Genomic DNA, 23,536 nt, shown 5'->3' with positions numbered 1-23,536 from the left:
CCCGCCTCAGTATTGGAGGTCGGTCACCTCGCCGACGATGCGGCTCAACGACGCGACCGCGACGTTGTAGTCGTGGACGGCGCGGTAGTAGTCGCTGCTACTCTCGGTATAGGCGCCGAGGCCGTTGAACAGTTCCTCGGCGGTGCCGATGGCGAGGTCGAAGTTGCTGACGGTGAGGATGAGCAAGCCGCGCCCCGCTTTGCGACCATCTTCCGCCGCTGTCAGCGTGTCGTGCTGTTTGGTCACTTCGATGTAGGCGGTCCGCAATTCGAGGGGCAGCCCGGTCTCCGCGTCGCGACGCAGGGCCCGCAGCCGGTCGAGTGCGGCGCGTTCTTGATCCACCTTGGCGCCGGTGGTCCAGAAGTTGAGGTCCCAGTTCATCCCGAGGACACCGACCGGCCGCAGGTAGTTGAAGTCGTCATAGGCGAACGGATTGCTCTGCTCGGTGCGATTGCCGGCGCGCGCGAACTGCAGCCCGGTGGAGAGAAACACCTTGGGATAGTAGTCCGCCTCTTCGAGTGCGACCTTCGCGCGCTGGGCGGCCACGCCGGCTTCGAGTTGCGTCCACTCGGGACGGCGGTCGAGCGCGTGCGCGAGGTAGTCGTCGAGTGGCTTCAGCTCCGCCTTGACCGGTTGCAGCTTGCGATCGGCGACATCGAATTCGCTGCCACCCGATTCGCCATCGGCGACTCCAACGGTGCGCGCCAGTGCGCTGCGCGCCAGCAGCGCCGAGGCGTTCACGTCCGCCATGCCCTTGGCGAAGCGGGCGCGGCCGACTTTCAGTTTCAGCAGATCGAGCTCCGTTGTGCCCGGGGTCTTGTCCGCCAGCCGTTTCTCTGTGGTGGCGACGGCTTTGTCGAGCGTCTCCTGCATGTCGTGCAAGATGTCGGCGAGTTGCCGCGCCAGCAGCAAGCCGTAATAGAGCTGCTTGGTGCTGGCGATGATTGCGTCGCGGCGCTCGGCGCTGCGCGCGTGCTCGCTCGCCAGCCCGTGCTGGGCGGCTTCCAGCGCGGCTTGCAATTTGCCGAACGTCAGCAGCGGCACGGCGAGGTGCAAGTCCATGCGCGTGAACGGACCGAGGCCGTTGAAGAAATCGTTCTTGCTGTCGTTCGAAGCGACCGCGTTACCGTTCGCTTTGTTGACCAGCCCGAGTAACTGCGTGTACCCGGCCTCGCCGTAGCGGCCGGCCTCAGCCTCGCGCAAACGACCCTGCGCCGCGGCGATGTCGGCGGCAGCGGCGGCCAAGTCTGGACTGGACCGCAGCGCGGCTTGAATGCAGCGGCTGAGCGTCCACGGCGCGGCGTCCGAGTCCGCGGCGCGCGCCGCCGGCGCCAACACCACCAGGAGCAACAATCCCAATCTCGACCATCCGTTGATGATTGCACGCATCGCGACCCTCCTAACAACTGAAACGAGAAAGTTGGCCGCAGCCCTTCCCCCAGCCTACCAAATCTGGTTTCCTGCGGATCTGCCAGGCGGGAATCCGGTACCCTCGGATCGAGCGCCGAACTGACAAACAAGATGCCCAGCCTCACCGTTGTGCCCCAGCCCGTTGAGCGGTCGCAACCGATACTACAGTCCGTGCCGGAACGCAGCCCGGCACCGGGCGTGGCGCTGCGGGTTCACGAGCTGCGCAAGAACTACGACCAGATCGAAGCGGTGCGCGGGGTTTCCTTTGAAGTGCGTGCCGGCGAGGTGTTCGGACTGCTCGGTCCGAATGGCGCCGGCAAGACCACCACGATCTCGATCATCGCCACGCTGCGGCAACCGTCGGCCGGAACCGCGCAAGTGTTTGACCACGACGTCACCCGCGAGGTGGGAGCCGTGCGCCACCTGATCGGCGTGGCGCCGCAGGAAATTGCAATCTATCCAACCCTCACGGCGGCGGAAAATCTGCGCTTCTTCGGGCGCATGTTCGGCGTGCGCCGGCGCGACCTCGGCGAACGTGTGCGCACACTACTGTCGTTGGTGGAACTCGACACCCGCGCCAACGAGCCGGTCGCAAATTTTTCCGGCGGCATGAAGCGCCGGCTCAACTTGGCGGTGAGCTTGGTCCACCAACCGCGGTTGCTGCTGCTCGACGAGCCCACCGTCGGGGTCGATCCGCATTCGCGCGAGCACATCTTCGAGATCGTCCGCGGCCTGCGCAACGACGGCACGGCCATCGTCTACACGACGCACTATATGGAAGAAGCGGAACAACTGTGCGACCGCATCGCGATAGTTGACGAGGGCCGCATCATCGCAATGGGGCGTCTCAGCGATCTGCTCGCCGACGCCGGCTGCGCCGAGGTGATCGAGGTGCGCGGCTTGCCCCTTTCGGTTGATCTCAGCGGCCTGCAAACGGCGGCCGGAGTCTGCAGCACCGAACGCAGTGACGGCACGGTGCGTGTCTTCACCCAAGGCGCGGCGCGCGCGCTGCCCGCGCTGACGGCGATCATCGGCCGCTACGCCGATCGCGTCACCATCCAAATCGCGCCGCTGAGTCTGCAGACGCTCTTCCTGCGTCTGACCGGCAAGGAACTGCGGGACTGAAGTTCGATGACCGAACTGCATCGGTTCCCGCGAGGAACGGGCGACGCATGCGTCGCCCCTACCCGGATTTTCGCAAAGGGTGACCCCTCGATACGCCGCCCTTCGATACGAACCTTTCGGCTTCTACTCAGGGCGGCTACTCGGGGAAGCGGTTTTTCCTCGGGAAGCCTAATACCCGTTTGCCCGAGTAGATCGCGAAGCGATCGTATCGAAAGCGCTCCTACACACAGTGTAACGTGGATCGGCCTTCTGTTCGCGGCGGTACTGGGTTTCTCTCGCCCCGTCCTCGCCGTCAACGCGCTCGACTACACCAAGGACACCCTTGAGCGCGCCCGCGCGATCGTGAACGGTGACCATCTGCACAACCAGAAGCTCTCCGAGCTGGAAGCGGTGCTCAAGGATTTTCTCGACACCGATGCGATGGGACGCGCGGCGCTCGGCGATCACTGGACCCAATTCAGCCCCGCGCAGCAACGCGAGTTCCTCGCGCTCTTCCGCACCCTGTTTCAGCGCACGTATCTCCAAAAGCTGCTGTTCTTCGAGAAGCCGGTGTTCGACTACGTCGGCGAGACGCCGGGCGACGGGTTCACCCGCGTCGACACCAAGATCGTCACACCCAAGGACGAGTTCATGGTGACCTACCGAATGCGCGCGGCCGCTGCGCGCTGGTTGGCCATCGACATCCAAGTCGAGGACTTGAGCCTCACCGACAACTTCCGCCAGCAGCTCGACCGCCAGCTCAGCAAGGGCTCGATCGAGGCACTGCTCGAGAGCATGCGCAAGAAGTTCGGCGGCCAAGACGATACCGCGTGATGAACTGGCGCAAACTGCTGTGGGTCACGCGCAAGGATCTGCGTTTGATCGCCCGTGATCGCTCGGCGTTGGTGTCGCTGATCGTGGTGCCGATTATCGTCATCCTCGTCGTCGCCGAAACCCAGGGCGGCGGCAGCAGCAACATTCTGTTACCGATCGTCAACGAAGACGAGGGACCGGTGGCGAACGCGCTGATCAAGGTATTCCGCGAGCACCTCGACGTGCAGGTAGTTGATCGCGCCAGGGCCGAGGCGCTGGTGCGCGACGAGAACCAAGCCGCCGCCATGCTGGTGCTTCCCGGCGGTATGAGTAAGCGCTACCTCACCAACAAACCATCGACCATCGAGCTGCTCACCGATCCCGCGCAAGGCACGGAGCTGAGCGCGATCAAGGCAGTGATGCTGCTCGCTGACCGTGAAGCTGCCTCGCTCGGCGATCCGTTTCACGAAGAACTGCTCGACCTGCAGGAGCGAGCGCTCACTGGCAAGCGACTGAAGTTTTCATCGCTCGAACAGAACGTGCCGGGGTTCAGTGTGACCTTCGTGTTGCTCAGTCTGTTGTTCAGCGTGTCGTTCGGTCTGCGCGACGAAGAAGCATGGGGCACGAGCGGCCGCATCGCGATCGCACCGGTGACACCGTGGGCGGTATTGGGCGGCAAACTGTTCGCGCGCATCCTCGTCGGTGCGGCGCAGCTCACCTTGCTGCTCGGCTTTGGGCACTTCATGTATCACCTCTCGCTCGGACACTCCGTTGTGGCCTTTGTGCTCACGGTGTTCGCCATCGTGTTTTCGATGGCGTGCTTCAGCATGATCATTGCTGCCATCGCGCGGACACGGGAGCAGATCATTCCGGCGGGGTTGTCGTCGATGTTCATCCTCGCGTCGATCGGCGGTTGCTGGTGGCCGTTCTTCGAACAGCCGAAGTGGATGCAAACGATTGCGCAGGCCGCGATGACGACGTGGTCGATGTTGGCCTTGCACGATGTCATGCTCCGCGAGAAGACACTCATGGAAATCGCTCCGGAACTCCTATTCCTGTTCGCCTACGGCGGCGTGTCGTTCTTGATCGGCCAGCGCCTGTTCCGCTACGCGGAGACGTGAGACGTGAGACGTGAAACGTGACTCGTGACTCGTGAATCGTGAAATGGTGAGACGGAGGCAATTGTGAAGGGCAAGCTAGCGGCGCCGCGTAAGCAACAGAAATCCAACCAGAGAAGTCGGACGCGCCCGTGGCCGGTACGCGTCCCGGACGCGGAATTCCGTCTGACGGCGCTGGTTCAGCCGACGCACTATGCCGTGCACGTCACGCCGGACCTCGAGGCCGGAACCTTTCACGGCGAAGCGCGGATCGAGTTGACGCTCGCTCGCGCCCACACCGCGATCGAGGTGCACGCCGCCGATCTCACGATCGAGCGCGCGACCGTCATCACCGCTGGCGTCACCCAGGTGGCGACTCCGCTCGCCCATACAAAACGCGAGACGGTCACGCTGACGCTCCCGACCGCGATTGCCAAGGGTGCCGCGCTGCTGAAGCTGGGTTTCTCCGGTCCGCTGCAAAAGCATCTGCGCGGGCTCTACAGCGCCACCAGCAACGGACGGCGCTACGCCTTCACGCAACTCGAGGCCGCCGACGCCCGCCGCTTCTTCCCGTGTTTCGACGAGCCGAGCTTCAAGGCGCGCTTCACCTTCTCGGTCACCACCGAGTCCCGCAACGCGGTGATCTCGAACAACCCGATCGCGCGCGTCGACGAGCACGGTGACGGCCACAAGACCGTCCACTTCACCACCACGCCGAAGCTGTCCACGTATCTGTGCGCGCTGTGCGTCGGCGAGCTTGAATCATCCGAGGCGCGTTTCGTCGGCCGCACGCCGATTCGCATCTGGCACGTGCCGGGTAAAGGACATCTCACGGCATTTGCCCTCGAGGCGGCGGTCGAATCGCTGACGCGCTTGGAACAGTACTTCGGCTTGCCGTATCCGTACGAGAAGCTCGACCTTATCGCCGTGCCCGACTTCGAAGCGGGGGCGATGGAGAACGCCGGCGCCGTGACGTTTCGCGAGACCTTGCTGCTTGTCGATCCCGCCACCATCACGCTCGCAGAGAAGAAGCGCGTCGCCGAAGTCGTCGCCCACGAACTCGCCCACATGTGGTACGGCGACCTCGTCACCATGGCCTGGTGGAACGACCTGTGGCTGAACGAAGCGTTCGCGACGTGGATGGCGTTCCGCGTCGTCGCCGACTGGAAGCCGGAGTGGCGCATGTGGACCAACTTCGCGCACCATCGCGCCGCCGCCCTCAGCCTCGATGCGCTCGGCCACACGCATCCGATCTACGCCGAAGTGAAGAGTCCGGCGCAGGCGACCGAGAATTTCGACGCCATCACCTACGAAAAAGGTGCGTCGGTGGTGCGCATGATCGAGAGCTATCTCGGCGCGAACGCGTTCCGCGCCGGCGTGCGTAAGTACATTCGCCGGCATCGCGAGGGCAACGCCACCGCCAACGATTTGTGGCGCGCGCTCGAAGAGGCGTCGGGGCAGAAAGTCACTCGTGTGGCGCGCGGTTGGATCGAGCAGCCCGGTTTTCCGCTGCTGCGTGTCGATCGCTCCGATCGTAACGGCCGTGCCGTGCTGGCGCTGCGGCAAACGCGCTACTTTACCAACCCCAAGGCCAAACCGACGCGGCAGCGCTGGCCGGTTCCGGTCGTCGTCAAGACCAGCGGGACCCGTACTCCGACGCGCCATCTGATGACGAAAGGGCGCGACGAATTGCTACTCGGTCCGTCGCGTCGCACCACGTGGGTGTATGCCAACGCCGCCGAGGGCGGCTTTTATCGGCCACTGCACGACGACGCGACGCTGGCGGCGCTGCGCGGCGTGATGTTCGACGCGCTGACCTCGGTTGAGCGGCTCGGATTGATCGAACACCAATGGGCGGCAGTGCGCGGCGGACACGCCGGCATCGAAGGGTTCCTGGATCTTGCCGCCGGTTTCGGAGGCGAAACCGACTTTGATGTTCTCGATACCCTCGCCGGCTGTTTGCGTTTCGTGGACGAGCAGTTGGCCGACGCGGTCGGTGGCAGGCCTGCGTTCCGACGTTGGCTCACTGCGGTATTCGATGCGGCGTGGCGCACGCTCGGCTGGGATGTCGCCGCCAGAGAGCCGGACGATACACGGCTGCGGCGCGCGTCGCTCTTGCGCGTGCTCGGCGAAATCGCCGAAGCGCCGGCGATTGTCCGCGAAGCGTCGGCGCGCTTCGCTGTTTATCTCGCCGACCGCCACGCGCTCGACCCGAACTTGGCTGATTCGGTGGTGAGTATGGCGGCGCGCTGCGGCGACGCGGCCTGCTACGAACAGTTGCGGGCCGCTGTTCAGACCGCGCCGACGCCCCAGGAGAAGCGGCGCTTCGAACTCGCGCTCACGGACTTTCGCGACGTCACGCTGCTGGCGCGCACGCACGCGCTCACGTTGACGGACGAGGTCTCTACACAAGATGTCGGGATCATGCTGGTGCGGCTGCTCGGCAACCGCGCTGCGCGCGAATCGGCTTGGCAGTTCATCAAAGACCGCTGGGAGCCGCTCGCGAAGCGGCTGCCGCCGATGATGGTGTCGCGCGTGATCGATGCGACGCCGCAGTTGCAAACGCCGGCATACAAGCGCGACGTGACCGCCTTCTTCCGCGCCCACCCGGTCCCGACAGCCGCGCGCGCGCTCAAGCAAGCGGTCGAGCGTTTCGATCTCAACGACGAATTCCGTCGCCGCGCTGCCAAGGGCCTGCGCGAGTGGTTGGCGCAACGCGCTTAATCTGGCAAGCCGAGACGCGGTACGAAGGGAGATGGGCACCGATGGGTGATACACCGTATGTGGTTCAGAAGGTCGAGTGGTTCCAATTTCGTGCGCCGGACGGCAAGGCGTTCTTCGTCATGGTGTCGAGTCTGCCGAACGGGTTCTTCACCGCCGTGCCGTGCGAAGTGCAACTGACGCTCGCCGATCATAGCCTGATGGCGTTGGCGGCGACGCCCGACGACGCGGTGGCGCAGTTGCAGTCGACGTTGGCGGGCAAACGACACGAAGAGATTTTTCCAGCTCACTGACCGCGGCGACTCGGATCACCGTGTACGTCGCTTCGCCACCGCGCGCTTCCGCTTCGCCCTTCGCACTGGTCGCGACGATGCCGTCTTGGCCGGTAACGATTTGATCGTCCCCGATCGACTCGCGTCATAGCCCCCAAGCGCTTCGACGGCAGTGCGGAAGGTGTCGGAGCGAATCACATCGAGCAACAGGTGCCCGAGCGGCGACTCGAAGCAGTCGCGACGGAAGACAAGATCGTACTCTTCGCGCGCGACCGGAATGAAATCGAGCCCCAACGCCAACGCCGCCGACTTCACGCCGAGGCCGCAGTCCGCGAGACCGCTGGCCACTGCGACGGCGACCGCCATGTGCGTGAACTCCTCGCGCTCGTAGCCCTTCACCTGTGCGGGCGTGATGCCGAGTTGCGCGAGTTCGTAGTCGAGCAGCACGCGTGTGCCTGCCCCCGGCTGGCGATTGACGAAGCGCACATCCGCACGCGTGAGATCAATCAGCCCACTCAATCCCTTCCGATTGCCGCGCGCGATCATCAGCCCCTGATCGCGCACGACCAGGTGCGCCACGACGATCGGCTCGCCTCGCAAGTGGCGCTGGATGTCGGGCAGATTGTACGCACCGGTCGCCGGATCGAGCAGGTGGGTGCCGACGACGTGGGCTTCGCCGCGCTTCATCGCCAGCAATCCACCGAGACTGCCGACGTTGGTGGCGGAGAGCTTGAGCGCCGGATTGCGTTGTTTGAGGCAATCCTCCAGCATACCGAGACTCAAGTCGTGGCTGCCGCTGACGACGACGGTGTTGCCGATATCCGCTCGCGAGCGCAGCAGCTCGACCGATGCTTCTTCACCGGCGTTGATGCCTTCCGACAACGGTCCAATGCGGAGAAAACCGTCGGCGCGCACCATCGTGGTGATGACGCCGGCTCCGCGTCCTAGCGGCGTCGCGACGAGGCGATCGCCAACTTGCCCGAGCGTGACGCGCAGAAATTCTTCCAAGCCGAGCTTGGAAGGAATCTTGCGCGGCACGACGGCTCGGACAACTTCGGCCGGCGCGGGCGCGGCGCCGAGGAACTTCGCGATCAACGGCCGCAACACTTGCTGGCAGACGATGATGGTCGACACCGGATAGCCGGGCAGCCCGAGCACCGGACGCTGACTGATCACTGCGCAAATGGCCGGCTTGCCGGGCATGATGTCGATTCCGTGAACGAGAATGTCTCCGAGCGATCCGAGCGCGCCGACGGTGAAATCGTGCTCACCGGCCGACGAGCCGGCAATCACCGCGACGATGTCGTAGTCGCGCGCCGCGGCGTCGACAGCGGCGGTGATCTGTTCGAGCACGTCGGGCACGCGCGCCATCCGCCACGGCTCGCCGCCCCACTCAGTGACAAACGCCGCCACGACGCGCGAGTTGAATTCGATGATGTTGCCGGGTGCGGCCGGCGCGCCGGGTTCGATCAGCTCGCTCCCGGTTGGGATGATGGCGACGCGCGGCCGCGGCGCGACCGGCACGGTGAGATGCCCGGCGGCGAGCAGCGCGCCGATGTCGAACGGACGAATGCGATGGCCGCGCGGGAGCAGCGGCTCGGTGGCGACGATGTCTTCACCGACCAGTCGCACGTGTTGCCACGGTCCGGCCGCCGCGCGGATCGCGATGCGTGTGTCGTCGAGGCGGTAGACGTTCTCGATCATCACCACCGCGTTGGCCCATGCGGGCAGCGCCTGGCCGGTGTCGACGTAGGCGAACGGCCGGTTCGCGGCGGCGCCGGTCGGATCGAGCTGCAACTCGATCGGCCGCGTCTCGCCGGCGCCGAAGGTGTCGGGAGCGCGCACGGCGATGCCGTCCATCGCCGAGCCGTGATAGTGCGGCGCCGAGATCCGCGCCACGATGGGTGCGGCGGTGATGCGGTCGAGGCTCGCTTCGACCGGAATGTCCTCGGCGGGCCGCCGCTGAATGGCGAGACCGTCGACGAACAGCGCGAGCGTCTCGGCCAGCGATTTCTTGTTGAGGTAGCGAGTACGGGCCATCGAGGAGTTCTTTACAACGGATTGAGCGGATTAAACGGATTGCGGAGATTCGCTGAGTGAGCAACTCGCAAATCCGTTGTTGTCCATCCTTCAGAACACCACCACGTCCACTTCGCTGCCCGCTTCCAGTCCTTCGGCGGACGCATCGACGCGGACGAGACCGTCGGCTTGCACCAGATTGAAGATTGCGCCCGACTTGCCGGGTAGCGGACGTGCGAGCAGCGCGTCGCCATCGCGCACGAGTTGGACGCGCACGTGATCTTCACGGCCGGGTTGCGAGGCGACGTTCTCTGCCAGTCGGGCGCGGACAACATGGCGAGGGGAGAAAACAGTTCCGCTGTCTTCTCCGCCGATCACGCGCAACAGCGGCGCACCGAACAGTTCGAAGATGACCAGCGCCGATACGGGATGACCCGGCAAGCCGAGCACCGGCTTGTTCAACGCGCGCGCCAAAATCGTCGGTTTGCCGGGTGCGACCGCGATGCCGTGGAAGAGAATCTCCGATTGCGGGAACGACGTGATCACGTCGAGCGTAATGTCTTTCGTACCGACCGAGCTGCCGCCGGAGATCAGCACGATGTCGTTGCGCGCTAGCGCCTGCGCAAGCGTCTTGCGCAACGCATCGGCGCGGTCGCGCACCACGCCGTAGTCGGTCACCACCGCGCCGGCTTCGCCGGCCATCGCCACCAACGCGTACTCGTTGATGTTGCGCACCTGGCCCGGACGTGGTGTGGTTTCCGGCGGGACAATTTCATCGCCGCTCGACAGCAACCCGACGCGCGGCCGCTTGAACACCGGCACCTTGGTGATGCCCAACCCCGTCAGCGCACCGAGATCGTGCGCGCGCAGGCGCCGTCCGCGCGCGAAGATCGCCGCGCCGCGCGCGACGTCGTCGCCGATTTGCAAAACGTGCTCCCACGGCGACACGCCGCGATGGATCTCCACCGTCCCATCGCCGACCTCGTCGGTGTGCTCGATCATCACCACTGCATCGGCCGCAGGCGGCAGCATGCCGCCGGTGGCGATACGCATGGCCTCGGCCTTCTTGAGCGCGCGCTTGCTGGCATCTGCGCCCATCTCAACCGTGCCCGCTATTTTCAGATAGGCCGGGATACTGGCCGTCGCTCCAAACGTGTCGGCGGCGCGCACGGCGAAACCATCCATGTTGGCGCGATGGAAGTGCGGCAGATCGATCGGCGAGGTGAGATCGCGCGCGAGCACGCGGCCGAGCGCCTTGGCCACGCCGACCGTTTCCGTCCCGACCGGCGCGAACGCGGCGATGCACCGGCGTGCTTCGTCGGTGGTCACGACTTGAAAGAACGCCTTGACCGGACGTGCGGCTACTGCGCGAATTTGACGTGATCGAGGCATGGCAGTTCTCGCCGCACGCGGTCGAGATAGTCGAGGTCAATTTCAGCGACGATGACCGTCTCGCGATCGGCGGCGCGGGCGAGCGGCTTGCCCCACGGATCGATGATCATCGAGTTGCCGAAGTCGTTGACGCCGCTCGGGCTGCGGCCAATTTGATCGGGGGCGATGATGTACACTTGGTTCTCGATCGCGCGCGCGCGCAGCAGAATCTCCCAGTGCGCCGCGCCGGTCGGAAACGTAAACGCGGACGGGATGGTGATCACGAGTGCACCGGACGCGGTTAACTTGCGATAGAGTTCGGGGAAGCGCAGGTCGTAGCAGATCGTAAGCCCGATGCGTCCCCACTCGGTGTCGGCGGTGACGACATCGCTGCCGCTCTGGCGCGTATCGGATTCGCGGATGGTCACATGGCCGGGAATGTCGACATCGAACAGGTGGGTCTTGCGATAGCGAGCGATCAACTCACCGCGCGGATCGAACAGGCAACTGGTATTGAAGGCTTTCGTCGCGCCCGGCGCGCGTTCGAGCAGCGAGCCGCCGAGCAAATGAATGCGGAGTTCGCGCGCTAGATTGCCGAGTCGGTCGGTGATGGGACCAGGAATCGGCTCGGCGACCTCGATTTCCTGCTCGCGCGGTCCGCGCCAAGCGAACACCTCGGGCAGCGCCACCAGCATCGCCCCCAGTCTCGCGGCGTCGCGCACGAAGGCTTCGGCCTTATCGAGGTTGACGCGCTGGTCGGAACCAGCACAGAGCTGCACGGCGGCAGCGAGGAAGCGACGGGGCGTCATGATGAACGCCGCGAAGCTATCCAAGGGGTCCCGATGGGTCAACCTTGCTCCGGCGGCGGGTGCGTGGTACGCCCGCGCCGCTTATGGCGCACGTGATCAAGCGGTACGGCAATCGCAAACTCTACGACACTGAGGCCAGCGTCTACATCACGCTCGACGGGATCGGCGATCTCGTGCGCCGGGGCACCGATTTGCAGGTGGTCGACAACGATACGGGCGAGGATCTCACCGCCGTCACCTTCGCGCAGATCATCTTCGAGGAAGAGAAGCGCAAGAGCGGTCTGCTGTCGGTGCCGGTGTTGCGCTGGATCATCCACCAAGGCGGCGAAGCGCTGCACGAAGTGATGGAACGGGTCGATCGCGGCCGCGAGGTGCTCGACAGCGCGCGCGAGTCGGTGGAGAAGGGCGTGCAGCAACTGGTGGGTCGTGGGCGGCCGGGCGGCAAGGGCTTGCTCGGCGAGATTCTCGAAGCCCCGCAGAAGCAACTCGATCAGCTACAGAAACGCGTCGACGCCCAAGTGCGCGAGTCAGTGGATCGCCTCACCGCGCATCCCGCAATCCAACATGAGATCGCCCGCCTCGAACGCAGCGTGAAACGGCTCGAACACCAACTCGCCAGCTTCAAGCGCAAGCCCGCACGTCCGCGGCGAGGCAAGCCAGCTTCGTGAGGGCAATCCTCGTTCAGGTGCGTCGCCTAGTGTCGTAGAGCGGATGGTGGGCAGTGCCCACCCTACACATTGGACAAGATGCAGTCGTTCTCAGTTCTCAGTAGGGTGGGCATTGCCCACCACCGGAAGGGGAGCGTCATCGCTGGTCCAACGCGCCACATCTGCGCTAGCCAATAGTTGGTCGTGTCTATGCCAGAGTACCGCAGAGCGTACGTGCCGGGAGGCACGTTCTTCCTCACACTGGTAACGTTCGAACGCCAGCGCCTGCTGGCAGAGACCGACAACGCAGCACGCCTGCGGCTTGCCCTGGCGGCTGTGAAGCGCGAACGCCCCTTCCAGGTTGTCGCCGCAGCGGTGATGCCAGATCACATTCACTTCGTTTGGGCGCTGCCCGAGGATGATGGAGACTTTTCGTCGCGTGTGGGTCGATTGAAGGTGCTCTTCACCCGATCACTCAGCGAATCGCACACGGAGCCCGGTAACTCGCGTTCGCGGCTGCGGCATCGTGACCGGAACATTTGGCAGCGCCGCTTCTGGGAGCACGCGATCCGCGACGAACGAGACCTGGAGCGACACATCGATTACCTTCACTACAACCCAGTCAAACACGGGCTGGTGAGCTGCCCGCACCTCTGGCCATACTCCAGCTTTGCGCGTTGGGTTCGGCGTGGTGCATACACGACGAGTTGGTGTTGCGTGTGCGAGGGGCGGACGATTTCATCTCCTGATTTCTCCGACATCTCCGACACCGTCGGTGAGTAGAGCGGGTGGTGGGCAGTGCCCACCCTACACACTCGGCTCAATCCGGCTTCGGCACCAAGAACGCTTCCGCCACCTGTCCGTCGACTGGCTTCCCCGGCGCGATGCGGAGCAGGTGCGTGACGGTTGGGTGAATGTCGATCGCGCGAATGCTCTCGATTTCGTGTCCGGCGGCGACACCAGCGCCCCATGCGTAGAAGATGCCGGCGACGCCCGGGGTGTCGGCGGGGTAACCGTGGGTGGCTTTGAGCGCGAAGGTCGCCGGCAGAAACTCGGGACCCCAGGTGCCGAGCCAGTGCGCCCACTTCGGCCAGCGGCTGATGTCTTCGATGAAGTACGGCGGATGCGTGGAGATGATCAGATCGCCAACCCGCGGACCTGTGCCGATGTGCCAATCGGCCGGCTGCGCGTCTTTCCGCACGACGTCGAACTCCTTGTAACCGGACAGCTCAGTGAAGGCGCGGTCGACCTGCGCGCGGTCGGCGAAGTACAGAAACGAGGTCGTGCCGGTCGAGCGGTACTGTGCGTCGATCTTGTGATTGAGCAGGATCTTGCTGATGTTGACGTCGTGGGTCACGGGAATCATGCCGTGGTCCGTGGTGACGATGAGGGTTACGCGATCGTGGAACGGCTGCGCCGCGATCGTATCGAGGATCTTGCCGACGCACGCGTCGCTCTCGATGGCGGCTTGGCGCGTCGCGTCGGAATCCATGCCCTTGAAGTGCTCCACACCGTCGGGCCCCTTGAAGTAGGCGAGAATCAGACGCGGCCGGTCGGCGTCGGGTAGCTGGAGCAGCCGGACGACCTGATCGGTGCGTTCTTGATCGGTGGGAAACTCCGCGAAGGCGCGCTCGGGAGACGCGTGGGTCGCCAAATCTCCGCGCGCAGTAGAGTAGCGCCCAACCCAACCGAGCGCCGCCGATCGCACGCCCTGGCGTTCCGCCGCTTGATGCAAATGCTCGCAGCCGATGAGCCAATCGGCGTCGTGCGAGTGATCGTACTCGCCACGTTGCGGATCGAGGAACACGTTGGTCACGATGCCGTGATGCTCCGGCCAACAACCGGTCGAGATCGTCGTCTGATTGATCAGCGAGATGGTCGGGAACGCCGGCAGCATGTGGTGCGTCCACGCGCCTTGCTTGCGCATGCGATCGAGCGCGGGCGCGGGAATCGATTGCACCAGCGACGGCGCCCAGCCGTCGAACAACAGCACCACAACGGTGTGGTCGGGGCGCTCATCGGCGCGAAGAAGAGACGGAACGCTGGTGGCAAGAAGCATCACCAGCAACCACGCACGAATCCATCGCGTCAGCATCACGCGCGTCCTTACTAGCGCAGCGCCGGGAGAGCAATGACCACGATTCTACTGTCGTGCGCGTAAACGAACGCCCGCAGTGACGATGCTGCCGGTGACCCGCTTCTCCGCTCCATCCAAGATGGATCCGTCCATGACGATGCTGTCTTCCACGATCGTCCGGCGGATATCGGAGCGGTCGCCAATCGACGCGTATGGACCGATGGTCGCATCGTCGATGCGGACGTCGTTGCCGATCAGGACTGGCCCGACGACGCGGCTGCGTTGGATGACAGTGCCGGCGCCGATGATCGCTTTGCCGGTCACGCTCGAGGCGGCGTCGAGGCTGCCGCGAATGTCGGGGGAGATGCGATCGAGCAATACGCGGTTCGCATCGAGCAGGGCGGCCGGTGTGCCGGTATCCTTCCACCACCTCGTCGTTACGTGCGGCAACACGAGTCGGCCGCGCGCCACCAGCGCTTGAATCGCGTCGGTAATCTCGTATTCGCCACGGGCCGAGGGCTGCAGGTTCTCGATCACCTCGAAAATGTGACGATCGAGAACGCACGCGCCGATGAAGGCGAGATTCGACGGCGGCTGGGCCGACTTCTCGACCAATAGGATGATGCGATCGCCGTCGACCTGGGCGACGCCGTAGCGCTGCGGGTCGGCGACCGCGGCGAGCATCACCACTGCGCGGGCATGCTCGCGCTCGAATCGCGCCGTCGCGTTGGCGATCGGTTCGTCGATCAGCGTATCGGCGAGGTACAGCACGAACGGCTCGTCACTGGCGAACTCGCGCGCGCAGTGTACCGCGTGCGCCAAGCCGAGCGGCTCGGGCTGCTCGACGTACTGCACGCGCGCCCCAAAGCGCTCGCCGCGGTGAACCTGCGCCTCGATCTGCTCGTGGGTCGCCGGATTGACGACGATACAAATGTCACGCGCGCCGGCCGCGACGATGTTCTCGAGCGCATAGAACAGGACCGGCTTGTTCGCGACCGGGATCAGGTGCTTCGCGACATGGTCTGTCAGCGGACGCATGCGCGTGCCGAAGCCGGCACACAAAACGACGGCCTTCATCAGAGAACCTACGGAAAGATTCCTGACGTCGGTTGCGGCAGTGTGGCGCCCAAGTGCACCGAAGCAACGCGGTCCGAGCGCACGTAGATCTCGGCGATGCTATCCACGTAGACCCGCTGCCAGCCGGGCTGTTGGCGGATGAGGCACGGCGCGGCGCGGGGCACAAGCGCGGCCTCGGTCGGATAGGCGGTGAGCAAGCGCGTCCACTCGCCTTCACCGGCGAAGAAGTTGAAGTTGTCGCGCACCACCGCCGGCGGGAACAGCGTGGCGAAGCGACCATCGAGCGACACCTTCACACGCGGCGCGACGTGCCACAGCACGTACTCGCCCCAATCGAGCGGCACCGCGAGGTTGAGGTCGCCGGTGTCTGCAGCCAACGCGCGGACGGCATCGACCGGATAGTCGTTGGGATCGAACACGACCGCGAAGCGATCGGCCACCAGTCGCCGACCCTGCAGCGTCACTTGAGCAAGCGCAAGCGCGATCAACGCGCCACCGAGCAGACGCTGCGCGCCGGCACTGAACACGAACCGGCGCCACGGCCACCATCGCACCGCCGCGGCCATCTGCGCCGCGGTGGGCGCCGCTGCGGCAATCGCAAACACTGGAGTGTGGCGCTGGTGCTGCAACGCCATCGCGGCCGTGGCGATCGCGAGCACCGTTTGCCACGACTGTTCGCGCCAGCGGGCGAACGGCAGCGTGACGATGTACAGTGCGAGCAGTGCGAAGAACGTCTGCTGCGACACATCACCGACCGCCGCCGCTTGCCACTCGGTGATGGGATGCTCGACCGTCAGCTCGCCGGCGATATACGTTAGCAAGCGCCAGCCGTACGGGTTCACCAACGTCGCCGCGAGGCTGAGCATCAACAGCACCAGCGTTCGACCACGCTGCGATGTCGGACCCGTCGTGATCGCAACGATTGCGTATAGTGCCAACACGCCCAGACCGAGCACAAAGCCACCGTGGAGATTGACCCAGACCACAAACGCAAGCGGCAGCCACCATCCACCGCGGGCGTGCTCACGATCGCACCATGCCAGCACCGCGGCGAATCCAAGGTAGCTGAACATCTGTGGACGGATCGCACCGCCGCGTGACAACACCGCGAGTGCCAACAGCCCGACCGGCCCCCACACCCATGGAGAGGCGGCGTTGCGGATGGCGACCGCCCGCACGCGCGCGAAGAGCAGCGCAGCTGTCGCCAGCGTCACGGCGAACTTCAAGACCCACAGCCCCGGTCCGCCGGCGCGCGCATAGGCGGCGTAGAGCAGGACCTGGCTGAGCCACTCGTGATTCATCCACGGCGCGTTCGGCGCGGTGTACGTGTAGGGGTCGTGACGGATCACGTCGCCGGCCTGCACGATCGCGCGGCCGAAGTACACGTGGCCCCACAGATCGTTGTCGGCTTCGTTGGTGGAGAGAAAGTAGAAGGCGCTGCTGGCGAGCAACAGCAGCCACGCGGCAGTGAGCACGCGGGTGGTGCGCGCCGGCCGCAGTGCGATCGTGCCCCGACTCACCCGCTACTCGGCATCCGGCTGCCAGAGATACATGAAACGCGGCCCGCCCGGCAGCAGCCCACCCAGATCAATGTTGAGCAGGTTGAGATTCACTTGCGTCGCGCCGCTGCCGACCACCGGCTTCGAGTAGATGCTCTCAGCGAATTCGCCCGGGCGGCGGTACATCACGACGCTCGCCTGATCGAGCTGCGCGCGTCGCCGCGCCGTGGCAATCGCGTCGTCGAGGTAGCCGATGCGATCGACCAGCTTGCCGTCGAGCGCCTGCGACGCGGTGAGGATGCGGCCATCAATGTACGAGGCAGTGCCATCGAACTGCGGCCGCCGCTCGCGCACGAGCCCGACGAAGCGGTTGCGCATATCGTCGAGCACGCGTTGCATGATCTCCTCTTCCTCCGGGGTCATCTTGCGCAGCGGCGAGCCGATGTCTTTGTGCACGCCCGACTTGATCGTCTGATCCGTCACGCCGAGCTTGCTCATGAGACCCTTGACGTTGAGCCCGAACAGAATTACCCCGATGCTGCCGGTCACGCTCGTCGGGCTGGCGACGATTTCATCCGCCGCGAGCGCAACGTAGTATGCGCCCGAGGTTGCCATATCGCCGAAGTGGGCGATCACCGGCACGTGGTGCTCGGCTTTGAAGGCCATCAAGCGATGGTAGATCACGTCGCTGGCGGTCACCGTGCCGCCGGGGCTGTTGATGCGCAACACGATGGCCTTGACGCGTTCGTCTTCCCCCGCTTGCTGGAGCTCTGATTCGAGCCGCGCCACCGTGCTCTCCTGACGCTTGAATCCGAACGAACCCGGCTGCTCGTCGGCGGTGATCGTGCGGGTGATGTCCACCAGCAGCACCTTGTCCTTGCCCTCACCGGCGACCTTGCGCTCGGCAAGAGGTTCGATGTTCCCGCCGAAGGGATTGAGGTTGGCGGAAACAAACACGCAACCACTGAGCCCAACCAGGAGCACCGGGACCAGCGGCATGAAACGAGCGATCAGACGAACACGCATGAGATCTCCTCTTGGCTTGCGAGCGCGGAAACTATAGTCGTGTCGTCAGCAGACAGGCAAGGCATGCGCGCCGCCGGTGGAATGATCGCGACGCTGTTGGTCGCCACGTTGATCCGCTCCGCGGCGGCGGCGGCGGACCCGGCCGGCGCCTGGATGCTGACTAAGGACAACGCCGAGCAGTACAAAGAGTTGTTGCCCGAGCCGATCTACCACCGGCTCAAGGCAGGCGAGTATTACTTCAAAGTCGTCCCGGTCGATGCGAAGAAGTTCCGGGCGAACTACACCGATCGGTTTTGGAAGGCGAGTGAAAACAACGCCGGTAAGTATGCCATCGACGTGGTCACCGGCGGGCTGAAGGAGGCCGGCGGCGAGGCGCGTCCGACGGCGCTGTACGGCTTGCCGTTCCCAACGATCGACGCCGGCGATCCGCTCTCCGGGGCCAAGATCCTGCACAACTATCGGTTGCGCCAGATGCAGGGCGACGGTGCGATCCACTACTTCTCACTCGCCGACGTCACCGCCGACAGCCAGGTGTTGCGCTCGGTGCAGATTTTTCTCTCGTACAAATTTTATCTCGGGACAACCAGCGTGCCTCCGAAGACGCTGCCCGACAACACCGAGTCGCGCCAACTCGCGGCGGCCACCGAACCGAAAGACGTGGCCGGCGTCGGCGTGCTGACCTGGCGGTTCAACGACTGGACGACGTGGGACCAAGTGTGGGCGTACCTGCCGTCGATCCGCCGCGTGCGGCGCGTGCGCACATCGACGCGTGGTGAACGCATCCCCGGCTTCGAAGTCTACGGCGACGACGCCGATTGCTACGACGGCAAGGTCGAATACTTCGAGTGGAAACTGGTGGGCAGCGGCGAAGTGATCGGGCCGCTCGGCACCGACTCGCCGTACGCGCGCCCGCTCAAGCGCGAGAAGGGTCAGCGTTGGGTCATGGAGGTGCCATACAACCGCGCGGTCTACGAAGTGCCGGGCGCAACCGGCGCGCCGTGGCTGACGCTCGGCAACGTGTTCGTGCGGCGGCCGGTGTGGATCGTGGAGGGCAAGCCGCGCGATCCATACTACGACCTCGGCAAGGTCATCCTGTACATCGACCGCGAACTCTACCACGCGTACTATAAGATCGGGTACTCGAAAGGCGGCGACCAGTTCCAAACCAATTTCTGCGGCACCGGCTGGGGGCGCACGCCGGACGGCCAGTTCGCCGCCCCGACGGCGTTCCTGATGACCGGGATCAACGAACGGGAGAATCGCGGCACGCCCACCGGACGTTACACCCGCGAGACGTTCGTGCGGGATTTTGCGGATGAGTGGTTCAGCCCCGAGCACCTCACCAAATTGAGTGAGTAGGCCCGTCGACTGGGCTCAGTCGACACTCGATGACGCGGCGCAACACTCCGCCGTAGCAGATGATCAGCTATCGATGATGTGGATCGGCGCGGTCAACGGCTCCATGTTCTCGACGTCGTCCTCGCTTCCCGTCTTGTTCTCGCGGCGCTCGGTTTTTTTGCGCAGCTTCTCTTCTTGCTTCAGCTTGCGGGCCATCTCTTTGCGGCGTTTCTGATCGCGCTTGAATGTTTTTCCGCCTGCCATGAGAGGTCTCCTTTCAAAATCGGCGAGTCGAGCCACGCTCGACTCCAGAGCCGTTGCCCTCGCGAACGCACGGCGGACCCTACCAGAGTGACCGTGGTGGTGGCAACTTGCCCGAGGAAGCGTCAGTGATCGAGGCGACTTCGGCCGCCGCGCGACGCGGCCAATCCGTTTTCGTCCCCACAACCGCGCTCGCAAGCGAACGGCGCGCTGAAATCGTCGAATCTGGGATACCGAATGCAGGGGATGATCGGCGCCGATAAGGCAGGAGGCATCTCTTCGCGGTATCAACGGGGCCGCGTGGCAGGTGCCGCGCCATGTGCCGGCTATTTCTCGCCGCAGCGACACTTCTACCGCATGTTGAAACGCTCTGTCCGCAGCGCATTGCGGCACTCGTGTCTGAAGATGTCGAGCGGGTTTGTTTGTGTGGGCCATTCCTGGGCCTGGCACGGCACCTGCTCATTACCGTGAGCAGAAGAGAGCGAGCACATGATCAAGCTGACATGGTTACCCAGCTGGCGAGCGTACTCGGTGAGACGGAACGGCCGGATCATCGGTATGATCTGTTGCAAGGTCCCGCTGCCGTTCCGCACGGCGGTGGAGTTCGCGTAACGTACGTCCAGCCGCGGCATCGAAGGAGTACCGAGGAGATCCGTCATGAAGAAACAGACACGTCGCTCCACGATGCTGGAGCTGGTGCAAACGGTTCAAGATTGCGCGGGTACAGACGAGGAAGTCGTCGCGATCATCGCCCATATGCTGAAGACGCAGCGCGTTGTGCTCACCGGCAACTTCGCCGACAAGCACATCGCCGACGCCCTCGCCGCGTAACCGCGGTTGCAAGCTCCCGCCGAATGGACAGGGTCCGGGCAACTCCGGCCCTGTCCGCCCTCCTAACAATTCTTGTACTTCACCTTGCTGCGGACCGACGCCGAGCGCTATCGTCGCGCCCCGCGATCCGGTTACCATGGACTCAGACCTCGCTGACGCCCTGGCTCTCCTCACCACCGGCATCTATGTGTTGACCGTTGCGGACGCCGCCGGACAACGCCACGGGATGTCGGCGTCGTGGGTGACCCAAGTGTCGGGCGACCCACCGCTGCTGATGGCGGCGGTGGATCAGCGGCACGCCACACACGGTCTGATCGAACGCACGGGAGCGTTCGCACTCAACGTCGTCGGCGAACGCGGGCGCGAGTTGGAAGATTACTTCTACTCCGCCGCCGCGCAGCGGCCTGACAACCTGGATGACATCGCGCACACGCTCAGTGAGAAGGGGTTGCCGCTGCTTGCGGCCGCCACCGCCACGTTCGAATGCCGGGTCGTCGCGCAATACGCCGCCGGCGATCACTCGTTGTTCGTGGCCCACATCGAGCGCGTTACGCTACGTCGTGACGACGCCCCGCTGACGTCCCTCGATCTCGACTACGTCTACGTCGGCAAAGTCATCAAGCGGCCGTCGCCGCGCCGTCCAACTCGGCGCTGATTTCCTCCAGCGTCTTGTTGTTGGTTTCGGGCGCGTAGCGCAGGATGATCAGTCCGCCGACGATCGGCCCGATCGCCATGATACCCACGGCGTACGGGATGCCGATGCGATCAGCCAAAATGCCGATGGCGAATGGCGTGAGGATCTCCGAGAAGCGGCCGAACAGATTGGTGGTCCAACTGTAACCGGTGGCGCGGATCTCGGTCGGGAACAGTTCCGTGGCGAAGGTGTTGGTCGACGCGCCGGCGCCGAGGAAGAAGAATATGTTCACCGACATCAGCGCGGTCTGTATCGCTAACGAGGTGCTGGTCGACGCGAACAGACCAAAGATCACCACCGCCGCGCCGATGTAGTAGAAGGCGCAGGTGCGCTTGCGACCAAAGCGATTCATCAGCAGCCCTGCCGTCGGCGCTCCGGTCAGGAAGCCGAACAGATAGCCAGCCGCCACCACGACGGAGTACTGCTGCGGCGTGTAGTGCAAATCGCGCGCGGCGTGGATGGTCCAGAACGTCACCGCCGGCGCGGTGACGAAGTGGTTGCAGTTCCAGATCAGCGTGACCAAGAGCGAGCGAAAGCGATAGCGCGGTTGAAACGGCACGCGCATATTGGCGAGGTGTTGGCGGAACGACATCGCCCCGTCGCGCTGCTGCACGTGCGCGAACCGCCGCGTCTCGCGCATGCCCAAGCGCACCAGCAGCACCAACGCGATCGGCGCCAGGCCGATCCAATACATCGTGCGCCAGTCGTAACTCGCCAGCACGTAGCGCGCGGTGACAAAGGCGGCGATGGTGCCGAGCGCGCCGACGCCCGCCAGCAGCGAGATGCCGACGCTGCGCCAGCGCGTCGGGTACTCTTCGCCGATGATGATCAGCGCCAGCGCAAATTCCGCCGCGAGAAAGATGCGCGCACAGAACTGGTAGAAGGTGAACACTTCAATCGAGCGCGAAAACCCGGTGAGGCCGGTGAACACCGCGTAGCCCAGCACGCTGATCGTGATCATCGGGCGGCGGCCGTAGCGGTCCGCGAGCGAGAGGACGAAGAACGATGACACCGCCCCGACGCGGATCACCATGTTGACCAGTCCCCACTGCGTGTTGCTCAGCCCATTGGTCTCCTGAATGATCGGGGCGACGGTGGAGAGAATCGAAATGTTGAAGGCGTCAAAGACGGTCGCCGACACCAGCATGCCGAGCAACGCCCACAGGTATGGCGTCATCTCGGTGGCTTCGGGCGTCGGAATGTGGCTACGAGCGCTCACGATGCCCACATTCCGCATTCGCTATTCCGCACTCCCCAATCCACATTCCGCAATCGAACCTACCGTCCCACCCAGCACGGCGTGCGCTTCTCGACGAACGCGCTCATGCCTTCCTGCGCGTCGGCGGCCAGAGCGTTCATGCTCATGACCTCTTTCGCGTAGGCGTAGGCTTTCGGCTGATCGAGGTCGATCTGGGCGTAGAACGCTTGCTTGCCGATCGCCACGGTCAGCGAACTAGCGCCGGCGACCTTCTCGGCCAAGGCGCGCGTTTCGCTGTCGAGCGTGGCGGCCGGCACGACGCGATTGATCAGCCCCCACTCGGCTGCCGTCGGCGCATCGATCATCTCGCCGGTGAGCAGCATCTCCATCGCGCGCTTGCGGCCGACGGCGCGCGACAAGGCCACCATCGGCGTGGTGCAGAAGAGCCCGATTTTCACCCCCGGCGTCGCGAAGCGCGCCGTGTCGGCGGAAATCGCGAGGTCGCAGGTCGCAACCAATTGGCAGCCCGCCGCGGTCGCGATGCCGTGCACGCGCGCGATCACCGGCTGCGGGATCGCCTGCACGGTGTGCATCAGCTGCGCACACACGTCGAAGAGCTGGCGATAGGCATTGATGTCACGATCGATCATCTCGCTCAGATCGTGTCCAGCGCAGAACGCCGGACCGTTGCCGGCAAGAATCACCGCGCGTGTGTCCCGCGCGCCGCCGATGGCGGTGAGGCAATCGATCAGTTCGGTCATCAGTGCCAGCGACAGCGCGTTGCGCCGCTCCGGCCGGTTCAGCGTGATGGTCGCGATCGGGCCGCTACAATCCGCGATGAGATGTTGGTACGCCACAGTCAGCCTCCTGAATCGGGCGCACCATACCACGCCAGCGCGAGCCGACGGAACGAGGCTTGTGAATCGTCGGAGAGTTGCACTATGGAGTCGAGCTGCCGCAGGCAAACGCGAAGTTCGCACAACTATGCCGGCTCCCGCCCACCGCCAGATCCGGCGGCGCGTTAGAGGTCGTGGAACGCCCTCTCATCAATCCGCAGACGGAGCGGCCGTGGGAGCCGTCGATTCGCACTTGCTCGATGTATAGTCGAACCTGCCGCCCCGATCGAGGCAACGATCGATGGCAACCTGGCGCAGGAGCCTGGGCGCCAGGAGCGCGACGAAGAACGCGAGGGTGATCAGCGCCAGAGGGAGCACCGCCATCCAATATGCCTCTCGTCGGAAATGATCCTTCACCGCGTTGCACCTGAACTTG

At 64.6% G+C, this 23,536-nt stretch carries 22 protein-coding genes; 10 read left to right on the top strand and 12 right to left on the bottom strand.

Features of this window, described 5'->3' with window-relative positions:
• Window positions 1–6: 6 nt before the first annotated feature.
• Window positions 7–1,389, bottom strand: a complete 1,383-nt coding sequence (locus HYR72_20505; protein MBI1817362.1) for a TolC family protein — start codon at window positions 1,387–1,389, stop codon at window positions 7–9.
• 132 nt (window positions 1,390–1,521) lie between these two features.
• Between HYR72_20505 and HYR72_20500 the strand changes: the two genes are divergently transcribed.
• From HYR72_20500 to HYR72_20480, 5 genes are all read left to right on the top strand, one after another.
• Window positions 1,522–2,535, top strand: a complete 1,014-nt coding sequence (locus HYR72_20500) for an ABC transporter ATP-binding protein (GenBank protein ID MBI1817361.1) — start codon at window positions 1,522–1,524, stop codon at window positions 2,533–2,535.
• A gap of 342 nt (window positions 2,536–2,877) precedes the next feature.
• Window positions 2,878–3,348: an ABC transporter substrate-binding protein gene (locus HYR72_20495; protein MBI1817360.1), complete on the top strand. Its 471-nt coding sequence runs from the start codon at window positions 2,878–2,880 to the stop codon at window positions 3,346–3,348.
• The gene (locus HYR72_20490) at window positions 3,348–4,448 is read left to right on the top strand and encodes an ABC transporter permease (protein ID MBI1817359.1); all 1,101 of its coding nucleotides are present in this window, start codon (window positions 3,348–3,350) and stop codon (window positions 4,446–4,448) included. The genes HYR72_20495 and HYR72_20490 overlap by 1 nt, the downstream gene beginning before the upstream one ends.
• A gap of 63 nt (window positions 4,449–4,511) precedes the next feature.
• Window positions 4,512–7,148: a M1 family metallopeptidase gene (locus tag HYR72_20485; GenBank protein ID MBI1817358.1), complete on the top strand. Its 2,637-nt coding sequence runs from the start codon at window positions 4,512–4,514 to the stop codon at window positions 7,146–7,148.
• 41 nt (window positions 7,149–7,189) lie between these two features.
• Entirely contained in the window at window positions 7,190–7,438 is a 249-nt protein-coding gene (locus HYR72_20480) for a hypothetical protein (GenBank protein ID MBI1817357.1), read from the top strand.
• Between the two features lie 15 nt (window positions 7,439–7,453).
• Here HYR72_20480 and HYR72_20475 read toward each other — a convergent pair whose 3' ends face one another.
• The 3 genes from HYR72_20475 to HYR72_20465 all read right to left on the bottom strand — a co-directional run bounded on the left by HYR72_20475 (window position 7,454) and on the right by HYR72_20465 (window position 11,616).
• Complete coding sequence (locus tag HYR72_20475; GenBank protein MBI1817356.1) at window positions 7,454–9,457, bottom strand: molybdopterin biosynthesis protein; 2,004 nt, start codon at window positions 9,455–9,457, stop codon at window positions 7,454–7,456.
• A gap of 90 nt (window positions 9,458–9,547) precedes the next feature.
• Window positions 9,548–10,828, bottom strand: coding sequence for a molybdopterin molybdenumtransferase MoeA (locus HYR72_20470; protein MBI1817355.1), 1,281 nt, complete (start codon window positions 10,826–10,828; stop codon window positions 9,548–9,550).
• Complete coding sequence (locus HYR72_20465; protein MBI1817354.1) at window positions 10,798–11,616, bottom strand: carbon-nitrogen hydrolase family protein; 819 nt, start codon at window positions 11,614–11,616, stop codon at window positions 10,798–10,800. Before HYR72_20465 ends, HYR72_20470 begins: the two co-directional genes overlap by 31 nt.
• A 92-nt stretch (window positions 11,617–11,708) precedes the next feature.
• Here HYR72_20465 and HYR72_20460 point away from each other — a divergent pair, with 92 nt between their 5' ends.
• Together HYR72_20460 and HYR72_20455 are read left to right on the top strand one after the other, a co-directional pair.
• Window positions 11,709–12,284 carry a hypothetical protein gene (locus HYR72_20460; protein MBI1817353.1) on the top strand — a complete coding sequence of 192 codons (576 nt, stop codon included), beginning with the start codon at window positions 11,709–11,711 and terminating at the stop codon, window positions 12,282–12,284.
• 189 nt (window positions 12,285–12,473) lie between these two features.
• Window positions 12,474–13,046 (top strand): transposase, encoded by a 573-nt coding sequence (locus HYR72_20455; GenBank protein ID MBI1817352.1) that lies wholly within the window; start codon window positions 12,474–12,476, stop codon window positions 13,044–13,046.
• A 37-nt stretch (window positions 13,047–13,083) separates the two neighbouring features.
• On the opposite strand, the gene HYR72_20450 is transcribed toward HYR72_20455, so the two are convergent.
• Genes HYR72_20450 through sppA form a run of 4 tightly spaced genes read right to left on the bottom strand, consistent with a single transcriptional unit; the run spans window position 13,084 to window position 17,915 of the window.
• Window positions 13,084–14,358 carry an alkaline phosphatase family protein gene (locus HYR72_20450; protein ID MBI1817351.1) on the bottom strand — a complete coding sequence of 425 codons (1,275 nt, stop codon included), beginning with the start codon at window positions 14,356–14,358 and terminating at the stop codon, window positions 13,084–13,086.
• Between the two features lie 48 nt (window positions 14,359–14,406).
• On the bottom strand, window positions 14,407–15,417 hold the full coding sequence (locus tag HYR72_20445; GenBank protein MBI1817350.1) for a glucose-1-phosphate thymidylyltransferase: 1,011 nt from the start codon (window positions 15,415–15,417) through the stop codon (window positions 14,407–14,409).
• Window positions 15,418–15,425: 8 nt separating this feature from the next.
• A complete protein-coding gene (locus tag HYR72_20440) occupies window positions 15,426–16,937 on the bottom strand; it encodes a hypothetical protein (GenBank protein MBI1817349.1) in 1,512 nt (503 codons plus the stop codon).
• Between the two features lie 3 nt (window positions 16,938–16,940).
• Window positions 16,941–17,915, bottom strand: coding sequence for a signal peptide peptidase SppA (gene sppA, locus HYR72_20435; protein MBI1817348.1), 975 nt, complete (start codon window positions 17,913–17,915; stop codon window positions 16,941–16,943).
• Between the two features lie 66 nt (window positions 17,916–17,981).
• On the opposite strand from sppA, the gene HYR72_20430 reads away from it, so the two are divergent.
• The gene (locus HYR72_20430; GenBank protein MBI1817347.1) at window positions 17,982–19,301 is read left to right on the top strand and encodes a DUF1329 domain-containing protein; all 1,320 of its coding nucleotides are present in this window, start codon (window positions 17,982–17,984) and stop codon (window positions 19,299–19,301) included.
• A 63-nt stretch (window positions 19,302–19,364) separates the two neighbouring features.
• Here HYR72_20430 and HYR72_20425 read toward each other — a convergent pair whose 3' ends face one another.
• Both HYR72_20425 and HYR72_20420 read right to left on the bottom strand, forming a co-directional pair.
• A complete protein-coding gene (locus HYR72_20425; protein ID MBI1817346.1) occupies window positions 19,365–19,544 on the bottom strand; it encodes a hypothetical protein in 180 nt (59 codons plus the stop codon).
• A gap of 347 nt (window positions 19,545–19,891) precedes the next feature.
• Window positions 19,892–20,200 (bottom strand): hypothetical protein, encoded by a 309-nt coding sequence (locus HYR72_20420; GenBank protein MBI1817345.1) that lies wholly within the window; start codon window positions 20,198–20,200, stop codon window positions 19,892–19,894.
• On the opposite strand from HYR72_20420, the gene HYR72_20415 reads away from it, so the two are divergent.
• Together HYR72_20415 and HYR72_20410 are read left to right on the top strand one after the other, a co-directional pair.
• Window positions 20,199–20,372 (top strand): hypothetical protein, encoded by a 174-nt coding sequence (locus HYR72_20415; GenBank protein ID MBI1817344.1) that lies wholly within the window; start codon window positions 20,199–20,201, stop codon window positions 20,370–20,372. The two genes, HYR72_20420 and HYR72_20415, sit on opposite strands and share 2 nt — an antisense overlap.
• A gap of 136 nt (window positions 20,373–20,508) precedes the next feature.
• Window positions 20,509–21,027: a flavin reductase family protein gene (locus HYR72_20410; GenBank protein MBI1817343.1), complete on the top strand. Its 519-nt coding sequence runs from the start codon at window positions 20,509–20,511 to the stop codon at window positions 21,025–21,027.
• Here the strand turns inward: HYR72_20410 and HYR72_20405 are convergent.
• Together HYR72_20405 and HYR72_20400 are read right to left on the bottom strand one after the other, a co-directional pair.
• Window positions 20,990–22,285, bottom strand: coding sequence for an MFS transporter (locus HYR72_20405; protein ID MBI1817342.1), 1,296 nt, complete (start codon window positions 22,283–22,285; stop codon window positions 20,990–20,992). The genes HYR72_20410 and HYR72_20405 overlap by 38 nt on opposite strands.
• 59 nt (window positions 22,286–22,344) lie before the next feature.
• Complete coding sequence (locus HYR72_20400; protein ID MBI1817341.1) at window positions 22,345–23,121, bottom strand: enoyl-CoA hydratase; 777 nt, start codon at window positions 23,119–23,121, stop codon at window positions 22,345–22,347.
• Between the last annotated feature and the right edge of the window lie 415 nt (window positions 23,122–23,536).

This window comes from Deltaproteobacteria bacterium (assembly GCA_016178705.1).
In the GTDB taxonomy this organism is placed as follows: domain Bacteria; phylum Desulfobacterota; class Binatia; order HRBIN30; family JACQVA1; genus JACOST01.
Note: the sequence above shows the minus strand (reverse complement) of the source record. Positions and strands in the feature narration are given on the sequence as shown.